General features: G+C 69.1%; 22 protein-coding genes. 11 read left to right on the forward strand and 11 right to left on the reverse strand.

The features are described from left to right. Positions 1–24 precede the first annotated feature (24 nt). On the forward strand, positions 25–1,677 hold the full coding sequence (locus tag AB0H62_RS34945) for an alpha/beta hydrolase (protein WP_360590832.1): 1,653 nt from the start codon (positions 25–27) through the stop codon (positions 1,675–1,677). Then, on the forward strand, positions 1,674–2,195 hold the full coding sequence (locus tag AB0H62_RS34950) for a hypothetical protein (protein ID WP_360590834.1): 522 nt from the start codon (positions 1,674–1,676) through the stop codon (positions 2,193–2,195). Before AB0H62_RS34945 ends, AB0H62_RS34950 begins: the two co-directional genes overlap by 4 nt. 721 nt (positions 2,196–2,916) lie before the next feature. Here the strand turns inward: AB0H62_RS34950 and AB0H62_RS34955 are convergent. The 6 genes from AB0H62_RS34955 to AB0H62_RS34980 form a co-directional block, all read right to left on the reverse strand. Continuing rightward, a complete protein-coding gene (locus AB0H62_RS34955; RefSeq protein WP_360590836.1) occupies positions 2,917–3,342 on the reverse strand; it encodes a VOC family protein in 426 nt (141 codons plus the stop codon). After that, the gene (locus tag AB0H62_RS34960; RefSeq protein ID WP_220243923.1) at positions 3,321–3,518 is read right to left on the reverse strand and encodes a hypothetical protein; all 198 of its coding nucleotides are present in this window, start codon (positions 3,516–3,518) and stop codon (positions 3,321–3,323) included. The genes AB0H62_RS34955 and AB0H62_RS34960 overlap by 22 nt, the downstream gene beginning before the upstream one ends. A gap of 152 nt (positions 3,519–3,670) precedes the next feature. Continuing rightward, positions 3,671–4,165 (reverse strand): GNAT family N-acetyltransferase, encoded by a 495-nt coding sequence (locus tag AB0H62_RS34965; RefSeq protein ID WP_360590838.1) that lies wholly within the window; start codon positions 4,163–4,165, stop codon positions 3,671–3,673. 16 nt (positions 4,166–4,181) lie between these two features. After that, positions 4,182–4,877 carry an IclR family transcriptional regulator C-terminal domain-containing protein gene (locus tag AB0H62_RS34970; RefSeq protein WP_255638423.1) on the reverse strand — a complete coding sequence of 232 codons (696 nt, stop codon included), beginning with the start codon at positions 4,875–4,877 and terminating at the stop codon, positions 4,182–4,184. 186 nt (positions 4,878–5,063) lie between these two features. Continuing rightward, entirely contained in the window at positions 5,064–6,518 is a 1,455-nt protein-coding gene (locus tag AB0H62_RS34975) for a PH domain-containing protein (protein ID WP_360590937.1), read from the reverse strand. A 74-nt stretch (positions 6,519–6,592) separates the two neighbouring features. Then, positions 6,593–7,096, reverse strand: coding sequence for a PH domain-containing protein (locus AB0H62_RS34980; protein ID WP_220243920.1), 504 nt, complete (start codon positions 7,094–7,096; stop codon positions 6,593–6,595). A 280-nt stretch (positions 7,097–7,376) separates the two neighbouring features. Between AB0H62_RS34980 and AB0H62_RS34985 the strand changes: the two genes are divergently transcribed. Both AB0H62_RS34985 and AB0H62_RS34990 read left to right on the forward strand, forming a co-directional pair. Continuing rightward, positions 7,377–8,297, forward strand: a complete 921-nt coding sequence (locus AB0H62_RS34985) for a PAC2 family protein (RefSeq protein ID WP_220243919.1) — start codon at positions 7,377–7,379, stop codon at positions 8,295–8,297. Between the two features lie 304 nt (positions 8,298–8,601). Beyond that, positions 8,602–9,483: a class I SAM-dependent methyltransferase gene (locus AB0H62_RS34990; protein WP_360590841.1), complete on the forward strand. Its 882-nt coding sequence runs from the start codon at positions 8,602–8,604 to the stop codon at positions 9,481–9,483. Positions 9,484–9,594: 111 nt separating this feature from the next. Here AB0H62_RS34990 and AB0H62_RS34995 read toward each other — a convergent pair whose 3' ends face one another. Then, the gene (locus AB0H62_RS34995; RefSeq protein ID WP_360590842.1) at positions 9,595–10,584 is read right to left on the reverse strand and encodes an MCE family protein; all 990 of its coding nucleotides are present in this window, start codon (positions 10,582–10,584) and stop codon (positions 9,595–9,597) included. Between the two features lie 136 nt (positions 10,585–10,720). Here AB0H62_RS34995 and AB0H62_RS35000 point away from each other — a divergent pair, with 136 nt between their 5' ends. Then, on the forward strand, positions 10,721–11,692 hold the full coding sequence (locus AB0H62_RS35000) for a magnesium transporter CorA family protein (RefSeq protein ID WP_354878008.1): 972 nt from the start codon (positions 10,721–10,723) through the stop codon (positions 11,690–11,692). Between the two features lie 71 nt (positions 11,693–11,763). After that, a complete protein-coding gene (locus AB0H62_RS35005; RefSeq protein WP_220243915.1) occupies positions 11,764–11,958 on the forward strand; it encodes a hypothetical protein in 195 nt (64 codons plus the stop codon). A 2-nt stretch (positions 11,959–11,960) separates the two neighbouring features. Here the strand turns inward: AB0H62_RS35005 and AB0H62_RS35010 are convergent, their stop codons facing one another. Both AB0H62_RS35010 and AB0H62_RS35015 read right to left on the reverse strand, forming a co-directional pair. Further along, the gene (locus AB0H62_RS35010; RefSeq protein ID WP_220243914.1) at positions 11,961–12,158 is read right to left on the reverse strand and encodes a hypothetical protein; all 198 of its coding nucleotides are present in this window, start codon (positions 12,156–12,158) and stop codon (positions 11,961–11,963) included. 135 nt (positions 12,159–12,293) lie between these two features. Further along, positions 12,294–13,943 carry an amidohydrolase gene (locus tag AB0H62_RS35015; RefSeq protein ID WP_360590845.1) on the reverse strand — a complete coding sequence of 550 codons (1,650 nt, stop codon included), beginning with the start codon at positions 13,941–13,943 and terminating at the stop codon, positions 12,294–12,296. A 381-nt stretch (positions 13,944–14,324) separates the two neighbouring features. On the opposite strand from AB0H62_RS35015, the gene AB0H62_RS35020 reads away from it, so the two are divergent. Then, positions 14,325–14,798: a hypothetical protein gene (locus tag AB0H62_RS35020; protein ID WP_255638422.1), complete on the forward strand. Its 474-nt coding sequence runs from the start codon at positions 14,325–14,327 to the stop codon at positions 14,796–14,798. Between the two features lie 7 nt (positions 14,799–14,805). On the opposite strand, the gene AB0H62_RS35025 is transcribed toward AB0H62_RS35020, so the two are convergent. Both AB0H62_RS35025 and AB0H62_RS35030 read right to left on the reverse strand, forming a co-directional pair. Continuing rightward, positions 14,806–15,222, reverse strand: a complete 417-nt coding sequence (locus tag AB0H62_RS35025) for a cupin domain-containing protein (RefSeq protein ID WP_220243912.1) — start codon at positions 15,220–15,222, stop codon at positions 14,806–14,808. Positions 15,223–15,224: 2 nt separating this feature from the next. Further along, positions 15,225–16,334 carry a reverse transcriptase family protein gene (locus AB0H62_RS35030; protein WP_360590848.1) on the reverse strand — a complete coding sequence of 370 codons (1,110 nt, stop codon included), beginning with the start codon at positions 16,332–16,334 and terminating at the stop codon, positions 15,225–15,227. A 403-nt stretch (positions 16,335–16,737) separates the two neighbouring features. On the opposite strand from AB0H62_RS35030, the gene AB0H62_RS35035 reads away from it, so the two are divergent. Genes AB0H62_RS35035 through AB0H62_RS35050 form a run of 4 tightly spaced genes read left to right on the forward strand, consistent with a single transcriptional unit; the run spans position 16,738 to position 20,386 of the window. Beyond that, positions 16,738–17,247, forward strand: coding sequence for a GNAT family N-acetyltransferase (locus AB0H62_RS35035; protein ID WP_360590850.1), 510 nt, complete (start codon positions 16,738–16,740; stop codon positions 17,245–17,247). A gap of 59 nt (positions 17,248–17,306) precedes the next feature. Continuing rightward, entirely contained in the window at positions 17,307–17,765 is a 459-nt protein-coding gene (locus AB0H62_RS35040; protein WP_220243909.1) for a MarR family transcriptional regulator, read from the forward strand. A 50-nt stretch (positions 17,766–17,815) separates the two neighbouring features. Further along, positions 17,816–19,357: a chloride channel protein gene (locus tag AB0H62_RS35045; protein WP_220243908.1), complete on the forward strand. Its 1,542-nt coding sequence runs from the start codon at positions 17,816–17,818 to the stop codon at positions 19,355–19,357. 45 nt (positions 19,358–19,402) lie between these two features. After that, positions 19,403–20,386 (forward strand): DUF1996 domain-containing protein, encoded by a 984-nt coding sequence (locus AB0H62_RS35050; RefSeq protein ID WP_220243907.1) that lies wholly within the window; start codon positions 19,403–19,405, stop codon positions 20,384–20,386. The last annotated feature ends 9 nt before the right edge of the window (positions 20,387–20,395 follow it).

The following is a 20,395-nucleotide window of genomic DNA, read 5'->3' on the forward strand; positions in this document are numbered from 1 at the left end:
GCCGCCGATGCGGGGGCCTCGCTGATGGTGTCGCTGGCCGATATCAGGCGATGGAACCCCGGCGCGTTGGGGGAGATTTTCTCGGTTCTGCAGGTCCGGGCCCAAATGCTGGTCCATTCCGGGGACGACCATGGGAAGACACTGCCGGTTGAGGGGTGGAGCGGACCGGCTGCCGATAATGCGGCGGCTCAGCATCGCGCGCTGATGCGTGGCCTGGACACGATCGCCGGTGGCGTGTCCATCCTGGGAAAGACGCTCGGGCAGGCATCCGATGCGATTACGGGTGTTCAGCACGCGTTGGCGGACGCCGAGGAACTGGCCGGCAAGTACGGGTATCAGATCACCGACGCCGGTGGCGTCGTCGACACCTTCGCAGGCAAGCAGGTGCCACCCGACCTGCACCCGGCAGACCGGGACCGTGTCCATTCGCAACTGACGATCGACCTGGCGCAGGTCCTGCGCACCGCGAACGATATCGACGCCGATTTGGCGTCGGTGCTGGACCGGGCAGCGGCGGGCCAGTTCGGCACCGGCGATGAATCCACCGTCGCCGCCGCCGACGGGGTGAAAGACCCCGGTCTGACCTTGCCCGAGCCGCCACCGAACGCGACCCCCGCACAGAACGCCGCCTGGTGGGCCACCCTCTCCAACGCCGGCCGGGACATTCTGATCCGGGACCGCCCCGGCGCGATCGGCGCGATGGACGGACTGCCCGCCACCGATCGCGACCGGGCGAACCGGGTCGTGCTCGACCGGGACTATGCGGACCTGCAACATCAGCGGGACGACATCCGCCATCGGTTGGACGGAATGAAACGCAGCGACCCGCAGCAGCAGGAAGAGTACGAAGATCTGGAAAAACAGCTCGACACGCTGAACGGCAAACTCACCGGCATGGACCAGATCACAAGCCGCCTGGACCACTCCCTGCCCGGGCAGCCGCCCGCCTATTTGCTCGGCATCAACCCTGCCAATTCCGGGCAGGCCATCGTCGCCATCGGCAACCCCGACCATGCGGTCAACGTCGCTACTTACGTCCCCGGCACCACCGCCGGACTCAACGACGGCATGTCTACGGATATTTACCGATCGGATTCGATGATGCACACGGCGACCCAAATGGGGTCGCCGTCTACATCCGTGATCACCTGGGTGGGGTATGACGCGCCGCAGAGCATCATCCCGGACGCGGCCAGCACCAGTTTCGCAGACAAGGCCGAACCCTCGCTCCGGCACTTCCAAGACGGGCTCGGAGCTGCGCACCAGGGGCCGATGAACACCACCGTCATCGGCCACAGCTACGGCACGACCGTCGTCGGGCAAACCGCCCGTGACCTCGGCCTGCCCGCCAACAACGTCGTCATGGTCGCCAGCCCCGGCGTCGGCGTTGAACACGCCAGCCAACTCCACCTCGACGGCATGCCACAAGACCAAGTCGGCCAGCACATCTACTCCACCAAAGCGCCCACCGACCCCATCCCCATCGCCACCAACTTCGACAACCCCATGGCCGACGGAATCGACCCCCTCGGCCCCGACCCCACCACCGGATGGTTCGGCGGGCAACGATTCGATTCCAACCCCGGCAACCCTCTCACCTCTCACAGTGACTACTGGAACAGGGATTCAGACTCACTCGCCGCCATGGGCAAGATCATCGCCGGGAACAAGCCATGATGAACAAGACCGTACGAAAATCTCCACGACTGCTCTTGCTCGCCGTCTTTGGAGTGTTGCTGTTCACCTCGATTTCCTGTGGAGGCGCGCCCATGCAAACCACCCAGTCGGCCGAGCAAGCTCAGCAAAGCGTGCTGAATTTCGTGCATGCTGCAGCGGCGGCTTCCTTCCCTGCGGGATATAAGCTAACTGAGCTGCCACTCCAGCCGATGCCATGCACGGACAATTTCGATCATGAGACCGGTCAGTTCAGCGTCGGAATAACCTACTGGGTTGACGGGCCGGATCGTGCGCACAACAACGACTACTATGGGAAGCTTGTGAAATGGTGGTCCGACAATGGTTGGTCGGTCCGCGCCGATACCTGGCTAAATAAGCATTTCGTCAACGCGAGCAGTAAAGAAGGCTACCTTATGAGCCTTACCGCCACGACGACTGGAAACGTCCTCGGTCGCCTGAGTATTGGAGTCAGTTCTCCCTGCGTGTGGCCTCACGGGACACCTGAAGCTAAGTCCTGATTTCCGAAATAGCGTCTATTCGAAAATTGTTGATCGCATGCTGGATGGCCGCAGCGTGCGTCCTCAAACGTCCCGATCGGGTGGTCGGCAGGGAGGCGGTGGTGACGTCTTCTCTGCCTTCAGGTACGAGCTCGAACAGGACGCGGCGTGACGTCTCCGGGTGGGAGATCGCCGCGCCTTCGCGCCAGACCAGGGTGCCGCGGTGCACCAGTGTCGGAGTCTGATGCGTAGCCTTCGCGATCATCATCGCGGATGAAGGCCTCGTCGCTGGGTTCCACGGCCCAGTCGAGCGTTTTGGCCCACCAGTCGGCCTGGGTGTGGTGCCGAGGCGGTGGCAAGTGCAGTGCGCTTGGCATGTGCCGTCGCTGTGGCGATGTGCGGCGTGAGGTGGCGAGGTGCAGTGCGGAGTGGCATGGGCCGGCGTGGAGCGGCATGTGCCCGCGCGGGATGGCTTGGGCGGTCCGAGTGGCGAGGTGCTGTGCAGGTTGGCGAGGCGCTGCGCGAGATGGCATGGCGCGCGCCAGAAGGCATGGCGCCGCGCGGGGTGGCGTGGACCGGTGTGGAGTGGCAAGTTCCGCGCGGAGTGGCAAGGGCGGTCCGCGTGGCAAGGGCGCGGTTACCGCGAAGGCTCGGCTGCCCCGCGCCAGCCGAGCCGAGCCGAGGCCAGAGGTGGGTAGGGCCAAGGTGGCCGGGATGTTCCCGAAAGAAGCCAGCCAGACCGTCAGCCGATGCAGAATTCGTTGCCTTCCGGGTCCGCCAGTGTGATCCAGCGGTTCGGCCCCTGGGACCCCCGGTGCAGGAACGTCGCACCCCTGGCCTGCAGTTTGGCGAACTCCTCCTCCATGTTCTCCGAGTCGCCGACGCGGACGTCGAAGTGGAGGCGGTTTTTCACCGTCTTGCCCTCCGGCACCTCCTGGAACAAGACCCGCCGCGACGTCTCCGGGTGTGAGATCGCGGCGCCCGAGCGCCAGACCAGGGCGCCGCGGTGCACCGTGGTCTCGTCCTCCGACGCGTAGCCCTTGGCGATCATCTCGCGGATGAAGGCCTCGTCGCTGGGTTCGACAGCCCAGCCGAGCGTCTCGGCCCACCAGTCGGCCTGGGTGTGTGGTTCCGCGGAGTCCACGGTCACCTGGAAGTCATACGCCATACCGGGACATTAACGACCGACCCCGACATTTTCGGCAGCTCGGACTCGCCCGGCACGTCGGTGAACGCCCACTTGTCCACGCCGCCGCCCATGATTTCGGCGTAGCGGCGGGCGCCGTCGGCGTTGGCGAAGCGCACCTGCTGGCCGTTGGTGAGGTGGGTGATCTTGACTGCCACGCTGCCTCCAAACGCTGAAAACCGAGAGTGCCGGCCCGCGGAGCTTCCCCCTCCGGGGCCGGCCCGACCAGTAGAACACGTGTTCGAAGGCGCCCGCAAATCGGGTCCCCCTCGTGGGCGACGTATGTCCCCCGGAGGGGTAACACCGCTGGTCAGCGAATCATCGCGAGACGCGGCCAGTGGTCCAGCCCGAGCGCCGCCTCGTGCTCGCGGATGGTGCGCAGCGAGGGTCCCCACGATGACTCGAGAAGCTCCCGGAAGCCCAGCCGCGCGTAGTACGGAGCGTTCCACGGCACGTAACGAAAAGTCGTCAAAGTCAGTGCCGGCAGACCACGGGCACCAGCCCAAGCGGCGGCCGTCTCGATCAGCTGCCGTCCCAGCCCCCGGCGCGCGAAAGACGGCAGCACCGACACCTGCTCGACGTGACCATTGCCGTCCACGACGTCCGCCACCAGATACCCCGCCACGACACCCGAGACATCCACCACCCAGCACCGCCCGTCGACCTGGTACGGCTGCAGCTCCGCCACCGAAAACGGTTCGTCATCCGCGACGGCCGCCATCCCCAGGTCGCGGAACGGCTCCCCGGCCGCGCGTTCGAGCTCACCCAGCAGCGGCAGGTCAACAGCAGTGGCGAGCCGGATCATCCCCCATTCCTACCCGCTACACCGAATACGACGAAACTGCTTTCTTGATGCGCTCTGCATACACCTGCAACGCGCTGATCGCCTCGGCCCGGGCGGCGTCGCTGATGCGCGCGGCGGGCCCGACGAGCGAGAGCACGCTCGGCCGCGTCCGCCCCGTTTCCACCGGCACCGAACACGCCCACACACCGTCTTCGATCTCGCCCCAGCTCTGCGCGTAGCGGTTCGCCAGGGCGAGCTTCAGCTCCTCGCGCACCTCGATCCCGTGTTCGCGCGCGATCTCCGCGACGCGCTGCTCGCGTTCGCCGTCGGGCAGCAGCGCGAGCAGCATTTTGCCGGTCGCGCCCGCGCCGAGCGGGATCGAGTGCCCGGGCTGGAACGTGAACCGCATGGCGCGGTCGCATTCGACCCGATCGGTGCATACGGCCAGGTCACCGAAGTGCTGGAACAGCAAGATCGTCTCGCCGAGCTCGCGCGACGCTTCCTCCATGGTCGGGCGGGCGATCCGGGCGACGTCGTTGGCCAGCCGCGCGGCGCGCGCGAGCGGCATCACCTGGCTGGTCACGTGGTAGCGGCCCGAGCGGGCCTCTTCGAGCAGCTGAAGTTCCTTCAGTAACTGCACGTAGCGATAAGTCGTGGCGACCGGGCTGCCGATCACCTCGGCCAGCTCCGCGACGCTCGCTTCCCACCGGTGCTCGGAGAACGCGAGCAGCACCTGCAGAACCTTGCGCGAACTGCTTGTGCCTGCCGTTCGGCGCGGGCCCGCGGAGCTTTCTTCGGAAGGCGGCATTCGAATCCTCTTCGTGGTCTGCGACCCGACTCGCGAACACGACAGGTCAGTAAATTACCACATGGCCGGAACAATCGCGCGCGGCGAATTCACCGGAATGATCACGGTCGGCTATTCGGCCCGTTTCCCGGTGACCAGGAACGGCGTGAGCAACCCCGGCACCGTCGCGTCGGCCAGTGCCAGTCCGGCGCTTTCTCCGACGTCCACCACGTGGTAGCGGCCGCGTCCCGCCGCGATCGGCGCGACCACCGTGACGAGCCCGGCGCGCCGCTGGAACCACGAGCGTTCGACGACGATCCCGGTCAGCCCGTCGCGCCGCACCGCGACCGTCGTGCGAGCCAGCGAACCCGAGCGCGTGACGAGGTAGCGGCCGGCCAGCGCGTGGCCCAGCGTGCGGTAACGGTCCCAGCCCACCAGCACCGCGAACGGCACCAGCACCAGCGCGAGCTGCCACGGCCAGTCCGGCAACGCGCCGGCCCACGCCAGCCCGAACAGCGCCGCCGCCGGCACCAGCACGCTCGTCAACGCCCGCGTGATCCGCCGGTTCAACGCCTGCCGCGGGTGCCGCACGAGCGCCGCGCGAGCCACGTCCTCGCCCAGCACCTCGCCCGCCACCTCCTGCGCGCGTCCCAGCGGCGCGGGCGGCAGCAGCAGCCCGCCGCCCTTGTCGGCGCCCTTGCCTTCGCGCAGGCCCGCGGCCACCGCTACGCACTTCGCGCCGCCCGCGATCCGCAGCGGCAACGGTTCCTTCAGCTCGACGCCGCGCAGCCGGTCCTCCTCGATCGACACCGACCGCGTGGTGATGAGCCCCCGCCGGATGTGCAGCGTGCCGCCAGGCTCGCGCGTGAGGCGGAAATTCCAGAACGACAGCACGTAGCCGCCCACCGAAAGCACCGACACGAGCAGCAGCAGGCCGATCGCCGCCGTGACCACGGTGAGCCACAGGGGTTCCTGCGTCACGCGATCGGCCAGCTCGCGCAGTGGCCCGTAGCGCACCGGGTCGAGGTTCAGCTCGTGCGCGAAGTGGTAGACGGTGCCGAGCATCGCCCCCACCACGGCGATCCCGGACAGCGTGAACGGCGCGTACCGCAGCCACTTCCGGTCGACGGCCGCCACCAGCTGCTCCGGCGGCGCCACGACGTCGGCCGGCACCGTTTTCCGGTGCAGTAGCAGGGTCCGCAGCCGTTGCGCCTCCTCGCGCGTGACGGCGTCGAGCACCAGTTCGTCCTTGCCCGGGCCCTTCCCGTGCGAATGCCGCCCGGTGCCGATCCGCACCGCGGCCAGGGAGAACAGGCGGTGCTTCGGCTCCGACACCACGTCGACGGTGCGGATCCGGTCGCGCGGCACCGCCCGCTGCTTGCGCAGCAGCAGCCCGGTGCGCCATTCCACCTGCGTCGCGGTGACGCGGTAGCGCGAGGTGAGGCAGTGCGAGATGCCGGTGGCGATCGTCAACGCCGTGAACGCGAGCCCGATCCACTGCCAGCTGTTGCCGGAGCCCAGCACGAGCGCCCCGACGAGCACCGGCAGCGACCGCACGAGGTCGAGCACCGGCCGGATCAGCAGCATTCGCAGGTCGAGCCGGTGCCAAGGTGCTTCCGCTGTGCCTTCGTACGCCTGCGTGGTCGCCGGCAACGCCGCGCTCACGTGGCGTCCCCGCGCACGGCCTGCGTGGTGCGCGTCAGTTCGTCGGCCAGCGCCACGGCGCGGTCGTGGTCGAGGCCGGAGATCCGCAGCGGCCCCGCGGCCGACGCCGTGGTCACCGTGATCCGGGCCAGCCCGAACAGCTGTTCCAGCGGGCCGCGCTCGATGTCCACGGTCTGGATCCTCGAAATCGGCGCGATCCGCCACTCCTGCTTGAGCCAGCCCGACTGCGTGTACACGGCGTCGGAGGTGACCTCCCACCGGTGCACGCGGTAGCGCCACTGCGGCATCACGAGCAGGTGCAGCGGCCCGAGCACGCAGCAGAGCACGAGCGTCACCGAGAGCCACGACGGCGGGTCGTCGCTCGTGGCCACCACCACCGCCTGCACGCCGATCACGACGAGCCAGGCGATCGCGGCCGACGCCGTCCAGTGGCCGATCGCCTTGCGGCTCACCCGATGCTCGGGTGGCCGAAGGCTGAGGCTCAGTTCTTGTGCGGTCACCTGCTCAGCGTGCCTGAACCGCGGTGACCGTGGCCACGACAAGTGTCACTGTGCCCCGATCCGGGGCCCCGGTGAGTGCGTGGCGTTACTATTTCCGCCGCGGGCGGGATGGATTCGCGGTGATGTCGCGTTGAAACCCGTTGGCGATCCGACCAAAAGTAGGCGGATGCCCAAGGTGACGTCACCGGGCGTGCGGGCGGTTTCGGCCGTGACTGTGGTCGGATCGCCAACGAACAACACAGTACGTCTGTGCACGACAGCGAGCAGCAGGAGGATTCCGGTGGGATTCGATCCCGAGGAACTGTACGAGGTGGACTCGGACGTCCCCGACCTGGACGGAGCCGTGCTCCTGCACTTCTTCGACGGTTTCATGGACGCGGGCTCCACCGGCAGGCTCGTCACCGACCACCTGACGAACGAGGTCGAGAACCGCGTGATCGCGCGCTTCGACGTCGACCGCCTCATCGACTACCGCTCCCGGCGCCCGCCGATGACCTACGCGGTGGACCACTGGGAGGACTACGAGGCCCCTGAGCTGGCCGTTCGCCTCCTGCACGACACCGACGGCGTGCCGTTCCTGCTGCTGTCCGGCCCCGAGCCCGACCACGAGTGGGAGCGCTTCGCCACCGCCGTGAAAAGCCTGGTGGAGCGCTGGGGCGTGCGCCTGACCGTCGGTTTCCACGGCATCCCGATGGGCGCCCCGCACACCCGTCCGCTCGGCGTCACGGCCCACGCCACGCGCGAGAGCCTCATCGGCGGCGACCACCAGCCGCTGCCCAACCGCATGCAGGTGCCCGGGAGCGTTTCCGCGCTGCTGGAGTACCGCCTCGGCGAGTGGGGTCACGACGCGATGGGCTTCGCCGCCCACGTGCCCCACTACCTCGCGCAGTCGGCCTACCCGTCGGCAGCGCTGCTGGTGCTGGAGTCCGTCGAGCGCGCAACCGGCCTGCACCTGCCCGACGGTGAGCTGCGCGTGGCCGCGCAGGTTGCCACCGCCGAGATCGACCGCCAGGTCGCCGAGTCCGACGAGGTCGCCGACGTCGTGCGCGCGCTGGAGCGCCAGTACGACACGTTCGTCGAAGCCTCGGGCCGCGACAGCCTGCTGGCCGAGTCGCAGGAGCACATGCCGACGGCCGAGGAGCTCGGTTCGCAGTTCGAACGCTTCCTGGCCGAGCAGGGCGGGGACTCACCGGAACGCTGAAGCGCCGGCGGGTGCCCCGCTGGCGTCGGTCTCAGTCGCGGGCCCGTCTGCGCCCGGTGCGATACGCGATCGCGGCCGAGCGGACCGTCTGCCAGGCCCACCACATTCGTGTCGTCATGGTCGCCACCATCCCATGATCGGCCCTGGGGGTTTCGGGCAAGCTGCCCGTAGGGGTGCGGCGGGTGACGTTCGGGCCACGGGCAGCCACCTCGTCCGCTGATCGGTACACAGTGGACGCTTGCCGTTACCGGCTGGTAAACCGGCCGCCTCGATAGAGTGCCCGGTTGTTGTATATCGTCCCGGGATGAACCAGCCGCACCAAGATCGTTTCACCGCAAAGACTTTGGGCGGGGCGCTGCGGCGGAAAGCCGGCCTGGTGCTGCGCCGGGTAGCCACCCGCCTGCATGACCCGTACACCGAACAGTTGAACCAGATCCGCGACGAGCTCCGCGAGGAGATCGTCCGCCAGGGTGACCGGTTGCTCGACCGGGTGGTGGAGTTCGAAATCCGCAGCCGCCGCGACATCGTGTACGCCGGCGACCAGGACGCGGCGCTCGAGAGCAACGTCTTCGCCCGCGAGAACCTCATCGGCGCCCGCCACTTCGGCAGCCCGCCCGAGACGCTGAAGTTCGCGTTGTCCCTGGCCCCGAAGGGTGGGATGGCGCTCGAGTTCGGCGTCGCGTCAGGCAACACACTGCGCACCATCGCCGCTGCGCGCGGCGGCGTCGAGGTCTACGGCTTCGACTCCTTCGAAGGCCTGCCCGAGGCGTGGCTCAACGGCATGCCCGCCGGCGCCTTCGCCCGCGAGGACCTGCCGGACGTCCCCGGTGCGGAACTCGTCGTCGGCCTCTTCAACGACAGCCTCCCCGGATTCCTGGAGAAGCACCCGGGTCACGTCGATTTCCTCCACGTGGACGGCGACCTCTACAGCTCCGCGAAAACCGTGCTCGACAACGTCGGCCCGCGCCTGCGCCCGGGCAGCATCGTGCACTTCGACGAGTTCTTCAACTTTCCCGGCTGGAAGCGCCACGAGTACCGCGCGTGGATGGAACACATCGAGAAGACGGGCGTCGAGTTCACGTACGAGGCCTATACGTACAACGACAACCAGGTGACGGTGCGGATCACGCACGTGCCGGGGTACGAGGCTCCCTCACAGGACGAGGTGTCCGCGGACCAAGCCTGACGCTTGCCGCGAGAAACGCCGGATTCGCCTGTTCTCGAGGGCGGGTCCGGCGTTTTCCCTTTCCCGTCGACCTTTTCGGACAGGATCGAAAGGCTTGCGGAAGATCACGCCCTAACGCGGGTGGCAGCCCTGCTCGTTCAGCGGCCCGATCGACGGCAGGACCAGACCGCACAGGTACCCGTCGATCCAGTGGCCGTTGCCCGCGAGGTTGGTGCCGAGGCGCAGGAGCGGGGCAAGCGCTTTCACACCGTGGGCGAGGGAATCCTGGTTGCGCTGCAACAAGGACGTGAGCTGGTCGAGGCCGGCGAGTGTCGGCGCGAGGGTGTGGTCGTTGTCGGCGACGAGGCCGGACAGCTGGGTGGCGAGGCGCCGCGAGCCGTCGAGCAGGGTGGAGATGGCGGACTCGCGGCGGGCCACCTCGTCGAGCAGGAGGTTGCCGTCGGCGAGCAGGCGCCGCACTTGCGCGTCGCGGTCGACGAGCGTCGAGGACACGGTGCGGGTGTTGGCCAGCAGCGCGGTCAGCTGCGCGTCGCGGGAGGCGATGGTGTCCGACAGGCGGGAGAGTCCGCCGAGCGCGGTCCGGACGTCGGCGGGAGTGTCGGCGAACGTCGTGGCGAGCGTGTCGAAGCTGTGCGCGAGCCGCGTCGTGTCGATGTGGTCGACGGTGGCCGAGAGATCGCGGAACGCGTCGAGCGCGTCGTAGGGCACGGTGGTGCGTGAGCTCGAGATCGGCACGTCCGGGTCGAGCGAGCCGGCACCCACCGGGTCGAGCGCGAGATATTTCTGGCCCAGCACCGTTTTCAGCTTGATGGCGGCAGTGGTGCTGTTGCCGAGCCACGCGTCCTTGACCTTGAACGACACCCGCACGCGAGCGCCGTCGAGCGTCACGGCGGACACGCGCCCGACCGCCACGCCGGCGATGCGCACGTCGTTGCCGTTCTGCAGCCCGGCGGCTTCGGTGAACTCGGCGACGTACGTGGTGCCGTCGCCGAGCACGGGCAGGTTCCGGGCGTTGAGCGCGGTGACGATGCCGAGCACCAGCACCGTGAGCCCCACCAGCGCGGTGCGGGCGGGGTGGCGGGGATCTCGGGCTGATCGCACGGCGTGAACAGTGCCGCAGCCGGCGTGGTGACGCCAGCCACACAACACCTTCGGTGGAAGCCGGGCGGGTTCGGCGGAGGTCGCCGGCGGGTACTTTTCGGCGAAACGTTCAACCCCCGGCGGAAGGTGGCACGGCGTGGCGCACACGCGGGTCTACCGCGACGGCGTGCTGGTCGAAGAGAACTTCCCGGTCGAGCAGGTCTCCGACTACCTGCAGGACCCGGCCACCACCGTCTGGCTCGACTTCTGCGAGCCGACCGAAGACGACCTCGCCTCGATCTCCGAAGAGCTCGGCCTGCACGCGCTGGCCGTCGAGGACGCGGCCGAGGAACACCAGCGGCCCAAGTTCGACCGCTACGACACGCATTCCTTCCTCATCGCGTACTCGGCGCACTTCGATGTCGACACCGGCATGGTCGCGAAATCGGAGCTCGCCGCGTTCGTCACGAAGCAGGCGCTCGTGACCGTGCGCAAGGACGACGGGTTCGACATCGAAGCCGTGGCGCAGCGGTGGGACTCCTCGGCCGATCTCGCGAAGTCCGGCGTCGCGTTCCTGCTGCATGGCCTGCTCGACTACATCGTCGACGGGCACTTCGACAGCGTCCAGGCGCTCGACGACCAGATCGAAGCGCTGGAGGACCTGGTCTTCGACGAGCGGCCCGACCAGCGTGAGCTGCAACGGCGCTCGTTCCGGCTGCGCAAGAGCCTCACGGCGCTGCGCCGTGTGGTGCTGCCGATGCGCGAGGTCGTGAACACGGTGATGCGCCGCGACCAGCACCTGGTCGACAGCGTGATGATGCCGTACTTCCAGGACGTCTACGACCACGTGCTGCGCGCGTCGGAGTGGACGGAGTCGTTGCGCGACCTGGTGGCGACCGTGCGCGAGACGCAGCTGAACCTGCAGGGCAACCGGCTCAACACCATCATGAAGAAGGTCACGAGCTGGGCGGCGATCATCGCGGTGCCCACGGCGGTCACCGGCTTCTACGGGCAGAACGTGCCGTACCCGGGATTCCAGGCCACGTCCGGGTTCTGGGTGTCCACAGTGGCCATTGTGCTGCTCTCGGTAGGCCTCTACGCGTCGTTCAAGCGCCGCGACTGGCTCTGATCGCGTTTCACCCCGCGCGCACCCGGGTAGATCTGCAACGGAAGGGATTTTGCACTTCGGGGAGAACAGGCATGCGTGACATCAGCGCCGGGCTGCACCCGGCCGCGGACCTCATGACCGAGGAAAACCTGGCGCACCAGGAAAAAGTGCGCCGCAAGGCGACTCTCGCCGTGGCGTCGAACTCGCGCAACGGCGACGACTGCGCGCTGCTGCTGGACATGCTGGGGCTGCACACGGCGGACAGCCGGCGCGGAGAAGTGGCCTGACCTCAGCCGGCGGAGAGCTGCTGCTTCTCGGGCGTCTCCCGCTCCTGGCTTTCCCGGTCTCGGCACAGCGTGCACACGAGCTTTTGGCCGATGCACTGGCCTTCGGGGGTCACGAGGTGGGCGACGTGCAACGTGGGGTAACCACACTTCTCGCAGGGAATCGCGGTGCTCTCGTGGCTGATCAGCACGCGGATCGGCATCGGGCTCTCCTCTGGCGGAGTCGGGTGGCGTCGGGCTAACCCGTTTGGCCGCAGCTCAGACGCGGCAGCGGCGGTTGTCACCCGTTCGGTGCAACAGGTTCACCCTGGGTAGAACGACAGCTCCGGCTGCGCAGTCTAGGCCCGATAGACCTCGGTTCCGGCCACGTACGTCCGGACCACCCGCGTCGCGCCGATTCCCTGGCGCGGTCCGTCGAACGGGTCGCGGTCGAGAACCACCAGGTCGGCGGCCTTTCCGACGGTGAGCGCGCCCGCGATGTCGTCGAGGTGGTTCACCGCGGCGCTGCCCGCGGTGTAGGCGCGCAACGCGGTCGCGAGCGGTAACGCTTGTTCCGGACCCAAGGGCGGAGTGGTCGCGCCCGGCAGGACGCGGTTCACGGCGACGTGGATCGCGGCCAGCGGGTCGGGGCTGCTGACCGGCCAGTCGCTGCCCATCGCGAGCGCGGCGCCGGTGCGCAAGAGATCGCCGAACGGGTACTGCCAGGCGGCGCGGGGATAGCCGAGGAAGGGCAGCGTGAGCTCGTCCATCTGCGGTTCGTGCGCGGCCCACAGCGCCTGCAGGTTGGCCGTGGCGCCGAGGCGGTGGAAGCGCGCGACGTCGGACGGGTGCACCACCTGCAGGTGGGCGAGGTGGTGGCGGCGGTCGGACGTGCCGTTGTCGGCGATGGCCGCTTCGAGCGCGTCGAGGACGTCGCGGACCGCGCGGTCGCCGATCGCGTGGAAGTGGACCTGGAAGCCGGCGGCGTCGAGGGCGGTGGTGACGGCGCGGAGCAGGGCGGGGTCGAGGAAACCGAGGCCGCGGTCGCCGGTCGGGTGGCCGTGGGCGTCGAGGTAGGGCTCGAGCATGGCGGCGGTGAACGTCTCGACCACGCCGTCCTGCATCACCTTCACCGACGGCGTGCGGTAGTTGCGGCACCGCGCCGCCGTGGCAGCGCGGATCTCGGCGAGGCGTGCGACCTGGTCCGCGACGGCTTCCGGCGGGCACGAGCGGTCCCACCACAGCGCGCCGGTGACCTTCGCGGTCAGCGTGCCGGCGGCGTCGGCGCGCACGTAGGACTCGTGGACGTTCGGCCCTTCGCCCGGCACGGCCACCCAGGCGTCCTGCCAGTTCGTGACACCGCAGGAGTGCAGGTAGCGCTGGGCTTCGGCGAGGGCGGCGTCGAGGTCTTCCTGCGTGTCGGCCGGTGCGACGCGGGCGACGAGGTCGGCGGCGCCTTCGTGGAGGAGCCCGGTGGGTTCGCCGTCGGCGTCGCGTTCGATGCGGCCGTCGACCGGGTCGGGGGTGTCGCGGTCGATCCCGGCTCGGGTGAGGGCGGCCGTGCTGACCCAGCTGGAGTGGTGGTCGCGGTTGGGGAGCAGCACCGGGCGATCGCCGACGACGGCGTCGAGCGCGGCGCGGTGCGGGCGGCCGCCGGGGAACGCTTCCATGGCCCAGCCGCCGCCGAGGACCCATTCCCGGTCGGGGTGGGCGCGGGCGTATTCGCCGATGATGCGTGCGTACGCGTCGGCGGTCGCGGCGCCCGAAAGGTCGCAGCGGATCCGTTCGAGCCCGCCCAGCACGGGGTGCACATGGGCGTCGCCGAAACCCGGCAGCAGGAGTCCGCCGGCGAGGTCGACGACGTCGTCGGCTTCGCGCAGGAACGGCTCCACCGTGCGGTCGCCGCCGACGGCGACGATCCGGCCGCCGGACACGGCGACGGCCGAGCAGATCGTGCCCGCGGCGTCGGCGGTGAAGACGCGGCCGCTGCGGAACACCGTGGTCGTCATTACTGCACGGTAGCCGGGCGAGTCCACGGAGGACTCCGGGTCGGATGGGGAATTTTCGTTGCCCCTGCGAACCATCTGTGCGTTCCGAAGAGGACCGATCTTGCAACCGACCAGCGAGATGACCACTTCGGCGGAAGTGAACGTTTCGTCCGGGATGGTGCCCTCGCTCGCTTTGATCTTGCCCGAAGTTACCCCATCCGGTCGGCCGGAGGGGCCAAATCACGGGCCTCTGAGCACACTTCGTGACTCCCCAACCTTCTAACGGAGGAAGGCGTTGGGGCATTCGATGTATCTGCCACTCCGCCGTAACATCTTGTGCAGAGGAGCAGTCGGGTGAAAGCTCGGCTGAGGGGAGGGGTTTCGATGATGAATGCAAGCAGGGTGGATTTAGCGGACGACTACCTCACGCGCCAGCAGCGTGCGCTGGCCGAGGCGGTGGAGTCCGACGGGGGTTTCGGTGAGGGAGGCCGCAGCTTCCGGATCGCCGAGCACCTCGCGGCCGAAGGTGGCCTGCACCGTTCCGACGTGATGGCCGCGACGGCGCTTTTCCTGGCCTACACGGCCTTCCAGGAGGGCAACCTCGACGCGGCACAGGGGTTCGCGCGACGGTTGCGTGGTCTGGACCCGGGCAGCGTCGAGCTCGTGTTCCACCTGATGCGGCTCGAGGTCGGGCGCGAGCAGGGCTGGCTGCCCCGCACGCAGTACGACGACCTGCTGGCCTACGCGTGGCGCGAGAACCGCTTCGACCTGGCGCAGCGCGCCGGCGACATCCAGGCGCGCGACGTCGACCCCGGCGCGGCGCCGGTCGGTTCGTGGGCCGAGCTTGAGCGGACCCTCTGCCCGCTGCTGGCGTGACGCCTGCCTAGCGCGGTGGTTCCGGCGCGTTGCGCGCCATGAACGTGCCGGCGTCGCCCTGCGACGGGTCCACGAAGACCACGTCGTCCGGGCGCCGCCTCGGCACGTCCACCGACAGCACCACGAGTGGGTGCTCGCCGATCCGCGGGAAGCCGTGGACCTTGGTCTTCTCGAAGTGCAGCAGCAGGCCCGGGCGGGCTTCGAACTCTTCGCCGTCGAGGTGGAACGTGCCGCGGCCGCTGAGCACGTAGAGGTGCTCGTCGCATTCCGTGTGGTAGTGCAGCGGCAGCTCGCGGTAGATGCGGAAGATCCGCGCGCTGGCCGTGGGTTTGTCCACGAAGTACTCGTCGACCAGCATCGTGTCGGCCGTGTCGGGTAGCCGGTCCAGGGCGGCGAGGACGTCGAACACGTTGTCGTTTTCCACAGTCAGCTCCAATCGATTCGGTCGAAGAGCTCTTTCAGCTTGGCACCTCGGGGCGCGCTCGTCGCGGAGATCCAGGCGATGCGGCCTCGCAGGTGGGCCCGGAAATCGGGGTGGCCGGCGTGGTTCTGCGCCTGGGGGCCGGTTGTCGCGCAGTTGTGGAGAGTGGCGCGGAGGTCGTCGTAGTAGGTGCGCTGGGCCGCGGGTTTGGTGTTGACGACGAGGCCGGCCACGCGCTGGCGCTGGTGCTTGGCTGCGACGGAGGTTTTGTCGTCGCGCAGGCGGAAGCCTTCGTCTTCGACGATTCGGCGGACGCCGGGGAGCAGGCGGTGGAGGGGGAGGGTGGCTTCGCCGGAGAAGGCGAGGTCGTCGGCGTAGCGGGTGTAGTTCGCGCCGAGTTTTTGTGCCAGGCCCGAGAGCCTTCGGTCGAGGCGGTTGGTGACGGCGTTCGCGACGGCGGGGGATGAGGGTGCACCTTGCGGGAGGTGCGGTTTTTTGAGTTGGTCGCGGACTTTTCTGGGTGCGTTTTTGAGGACGTCCGGTGGCGTGGTCGTGGTGAGGATTCCGGCCAGAGCCTGGGCGACGGCGGGTGGGTAGCCGGCCAGTTCGAGCAGTGAGCGGATCCGGCGGGCGGAGACGGTGGGGAAGAAGTGCTCGAGGTCCATGCGGATGACTTTGTCCTGGCCCGCGTGGGGTTGCGCGCACGTGAGGATGGAGCGGCCGGGGTGGAAGCCGTGGGCGGCGTCGTGGACCGGGAGGGCGGTGAGGACGTGCCGGCGGATGCGCCGTTGGAGTTCCGCCAGGCGCGGTTTGGGGCGTTCGATGAGGCGGAGGCCGCCGGTGGAGGTGGGGATCCAGTGGTGGTGGTAGTGGCGGAGGGTGCGGTTGGCGCGGTCGTTCCAGAGGCGGGGGTCGGAGAACCAGGAGAGTTCGCCTGGGGTGAGGTCCAGGGCTGCGGCGCAGGATTCGAAGGTGGGCCAGTGGGGGACTTGCCAGCGCCAGATTGGGGGGAGGGGGTCTAGGAGGGATGGTTCTTGGGGGCCGAACGGCTTTGTGTGCTCGGCTGGGTTGGCTGGGTTGGTCGGCGACGCGGGGGTGACTCTTTCTCCGTTCATCCGCGCGGTCTTGTACGCGCAGCGTGCCGCCCTCGCGTGGGGCGCTGTGATCGGGTGATGTGGTGCGTTCCGGGGTTGCCCCGGAAGGGGTGGTTCTCCACCGGGCTCACCTCCCGCGTCGCCGGTGGTCGAGTTTAGGGGCTTTGGGGGAAGCGGGTGGCGGCTCGGCGTGCTGCGCACACCATTGCGCCCGATTGGTGGGTGGTGGGCACCCCGATTTTTGATTGTCAGACCGCGTTTTGGAAAGACATCGGGGGCCGGCCGGGGGAAGGGTGCGGTGAGGGGTGGGTGGGGGGGTGAGTTGTGTTGCCGGGTGGGGGTTGAGGGGTGGCAAGGGCGGCGCCGGCCGGCGTTGTGTGATGGGCAGCGGTGGGGTGTGGTCGGGTTGCGGTGGGAGGTGCTGATGGGACGTGGAGTCGATGAGGCCATGGTCGAAGTTCGGGTCGCAGTGACTGTCGCTGAGCTTGAAGAGGCGCGGGAGTGTTGGCGTGCGGCCAATGTTGCGCGCGGCAAGGTGCCTGGGGCGGAGCGGGTGGAGCGGGTGCGGGAGAAGTTGGCGGATCCTGAAGCGCTGGTGCTCGTGGCGGTGGAGGGCGGGTGCGTCGTCGGGATGGTGTTGGCCGAGGCGGGGCGGGCGGAGGACGGGCGGGGGCCGGTGGAGCCGGGGTTGTGTCACGTCTCGATGGTGTTCGTGCGGCCGGAGCGCTGGGGTGCGGGAGTGGGCGCGGCGTTGCTGGGTGTGCTGAAAGCGTGCGCTGCGGGTAGGGGGCAGAGCCGGCTGCAGTTGTGGACCGGTGTCGCCAATGAGCGGGCGCTCGCGTTGTATCGGCGTGTGGGGTTCAGGGCCAGCGGGCGGCGGCACGAGATCTTCGGGGTCGGGCAGGTCGTTCACCTGGTGTGTTCCGGTGGGTGACACGGGCCACGCGCGGACTCTCTTGACCTCAAGACCTTGCCTATAGCAAGTTTTGCCCTATGCAAGATTCCGATCTCGATCGCCTGGAGCGGCTGACGCGGGTGCTCGTGGCGGTGGCGTGGGACAGTGCGCACGCCGCGCCGCGGGGGGTGACGTTTCCGCAGGTGAGGTTGCTGGTCGTGTTGGCAAGTGTGGGGCGGGTGCCGTGTTCGCGGTTGGCGGCGGCGATGGGCGTGAACGCGTCGTCGGTGACGCGGTTGGCGGACAAGCTCGAGGCGCACGGCTATGTGCGGCGCGGGGAGGACGAGCACCGGCGCACCGTCGTCACGGTTGAGGTCACGAAGGCGGGGCAGGCTGTGGTGGATGACGTGCTCGCGCGCAGGCACGAGGCGCTCGGGGAGTTGTTGGGGCAGCTCGATCCGAAGCAACGTCAGCAAGCAGCGGCAAGCGTCGAGGACTTGCTGGCGGCAGCGGAGAAGGCGCCGCTGGTGCCGTCGGCCGGGCCGGGGCGGCTGTGAGCGCGCCGGGGCGGGCGGCGCACCTGGGGGACTTCAGTGTGCGGCCGCGGATGTTGCTGATCACGGCGTTCGCGCTGTTCGTGGGGGCGGCGAGCGCGGTGGCGGCGTTCGCGTTGCTGAAGCTGATCGGGTTGATCACCAATCTCGTCTTCTACCAGCGCGTCGCCACGGACCTGGTGGCGCCGGGTGCGGTGCACCACCCGTGGTGGCTCGTGTTGGCCGCGCCGGTCGTCGGCGGGCTCGTGATCGGCGTGATGGCGCGGTACGGCTCGGAAAAAATCCGTGGCCACGGCATGCCCGAGGCGATCGAGGCCATCCTCACGGGCGAGAGCCGCGTGGCGCCGCGGGTGGCGTTGCTCAAGCCCGTATCGGCGGCGGTGAGCATCGGGACGGGGGGACCGTTCGGGGCCGAGGGGCCGATCATCATGACCGGCGGCGCCGTCGGATCGATCCTCGCGCAGCTGCTGAAACTCAGTGCGGACGAGCGCAAAACGTTGCTCGTTGCCGGGTCAGCGGGTGGCATGGCGGCGACGTTCAACGCGCCGCTCGCCTCGATCCTGCTGGCGGTGGAGCTGCTGCTGTTCGAGTGGCGCCCGCGCAGCCTCGTGCCGGTCGCGGGGGCCGTCGCGGTGAGCACCGTACTGAGGGGCTACCTCCTCGGCACCGGGCCGGTGTTCGGGGTGCAGGCGCCGCAGAGCACCGGGCCGCTGGCCGACGGGCTGGCGCTGATCCCCGGCATCACCGGCGGCCTGCTGGCCATCGGGGCGACGGCGCTCGTCTACTTCGCCGAGGACCTGTTCGCGCGCGTGCCCGTGCACTGGATGTGGTGGCCCGCGATCGGTGGCCTGATCATCGGCGCGGGTGGGCTGGTCGAGCCGCACGCGCTGGGCGTGGGGTACGACGTGATCGACCAGCTGCTCACCGGCCAGGCCACCACGCAGCTGATCGTGGGCATCCTCGTGGTCAAGACGCTGATCTGGGCCCTGTCACTGGGCTCCGGCACGTCCGGCGGCGTGCTGGCGCCGGTGTTCATGATCGGCGCCGCGCTGGGTGCGGCCGAGGGGGCGCTGCTGCCGCACGTCGCAGCCGGGTTCTGGGCGACGTGCGGTCTGGCCGCCGTGGTCGGTGGCGTGATGCGCTCGCCGCTGACCGGCATCGTCTTCACGCTCGAGCTCACCCACGCGTGGAGCTACCTGCTGCCGCTCGTGGTCGCCTCGGTGTCGGCGTACGCGTTGTCCGTGTTGCTGCTCAAGCGTTCCGTGCTCACGGAGAAGATCGCGCGGCGGCGCCTGCACCTCACGCGCGAGTACACGACCGACCCGTTGGAGACGTTCTTCGTGCACGAGGTGATGACGCCGGGGCCGGCCGCGCCCGCGCGCGTCACCGCGTTCCCCGACGAGACGCTGCGCGAGGTTGCCAACAAGCTCGCGCTCGGCCACGTCACCCGCGCCAGGGTGGTGGACCGCGAAGACCCGGAAAAGGTGCTCGGCGTCGTCACGCTCGCGCAGCTGCTGCACGCGCGCAGACGTGACCTGCACGAGGAGCACCATCGCGAGCGCGTGCTGCCGATGCGGGTCGTGGTCCCGGACTGACAGCCCCGCGCACGTCGCGATCTTGACAGTGTGAAAATGATCCACGTGGGTTCGCAATCGCGGCGGCGCTGGTCGCCCGGGTGGATCGTGTTCACCATCGTCCTGGTGCTGATCGCCGTGCCGGCGAGCGTGTTCGGCTACAACACGCTCACGGCCGGCGCGCACGAGGAGGAGCACACCGTCTCCCCCGCTTACTTCGCCGACGTCTCGGCGCTGCCCGTCGCGCCGCCGGCGCCCGCCGTGCAGCCGGGCGGGTCGAGCGGCACCTGGCGCATCGGCTGCGGCCGTGACGAGGAGGGGCGCCACAACTCCGACAACGTCGTGATCAGCCCCGGCGTCGCCGGCGGGGCGCACCACCTGCACGACTACGTCGGCAACGACTCCACCACGGCGTTCTCCACCGACGCTTCCCTCGCCGCCGCCGGCACCACCTGCCAGGCCGGCGACAAGTCGACCTACTACTGGCCCGTGCTGCGCCTGCCCCACGGCGACGCGCGCCAGACCGTGTTCGGGCGGATCCTCGTGCCGGACTCGGTGCTGATCGAGTACCAGGGCAGCCCGGTCACCAACGTCGTGCAGATGCCCCGCTTCCTGCGCGCCAACACCGGCAACCCGCACGGGTACACCCAGGGCGGCGTCGGCACCGACCACGTGCAGTGGACGTGCTCCGGCAGCCGCGACCACGTCGGGCGCCAGTACCCGCGCTGCCCGGCCGGCCAGCAGGTCGTGCGGCTCTTCGACTTCCCGAGCTGCTGGAACGGCCGCACCACCGACAGCGCCAACCACAAGTCGCACCTGGTCTTCCCGGCCCCGAACGGCGCGTGCCAGGCCGGCACGTTCGCCGTTCCGCGCCTGCACCTGGAGATCTCCTACACCGTGCCGGCCGGCGCGGAGTACGCGATCGACTCGTTCCCGGAGGAGCTGAACAACCCCGTCTCCGACCACGCCGACTTCATCGACGTGATGCCGGACGCCCTGATGGCGACGGTCGTCGACTGCGTGAACTCCGGCAAGCACTGCTCTGCCTGACGCCCGAGG

This window comes from Amycolatopsis sp. NPDC050768, from assembly GCF_040654155.1.
GTDB lineage: Bacteria > Actinomycetota > Actinomycetes > Mycobacteriales > Pseudonocardiaceae > Amycolatopsis.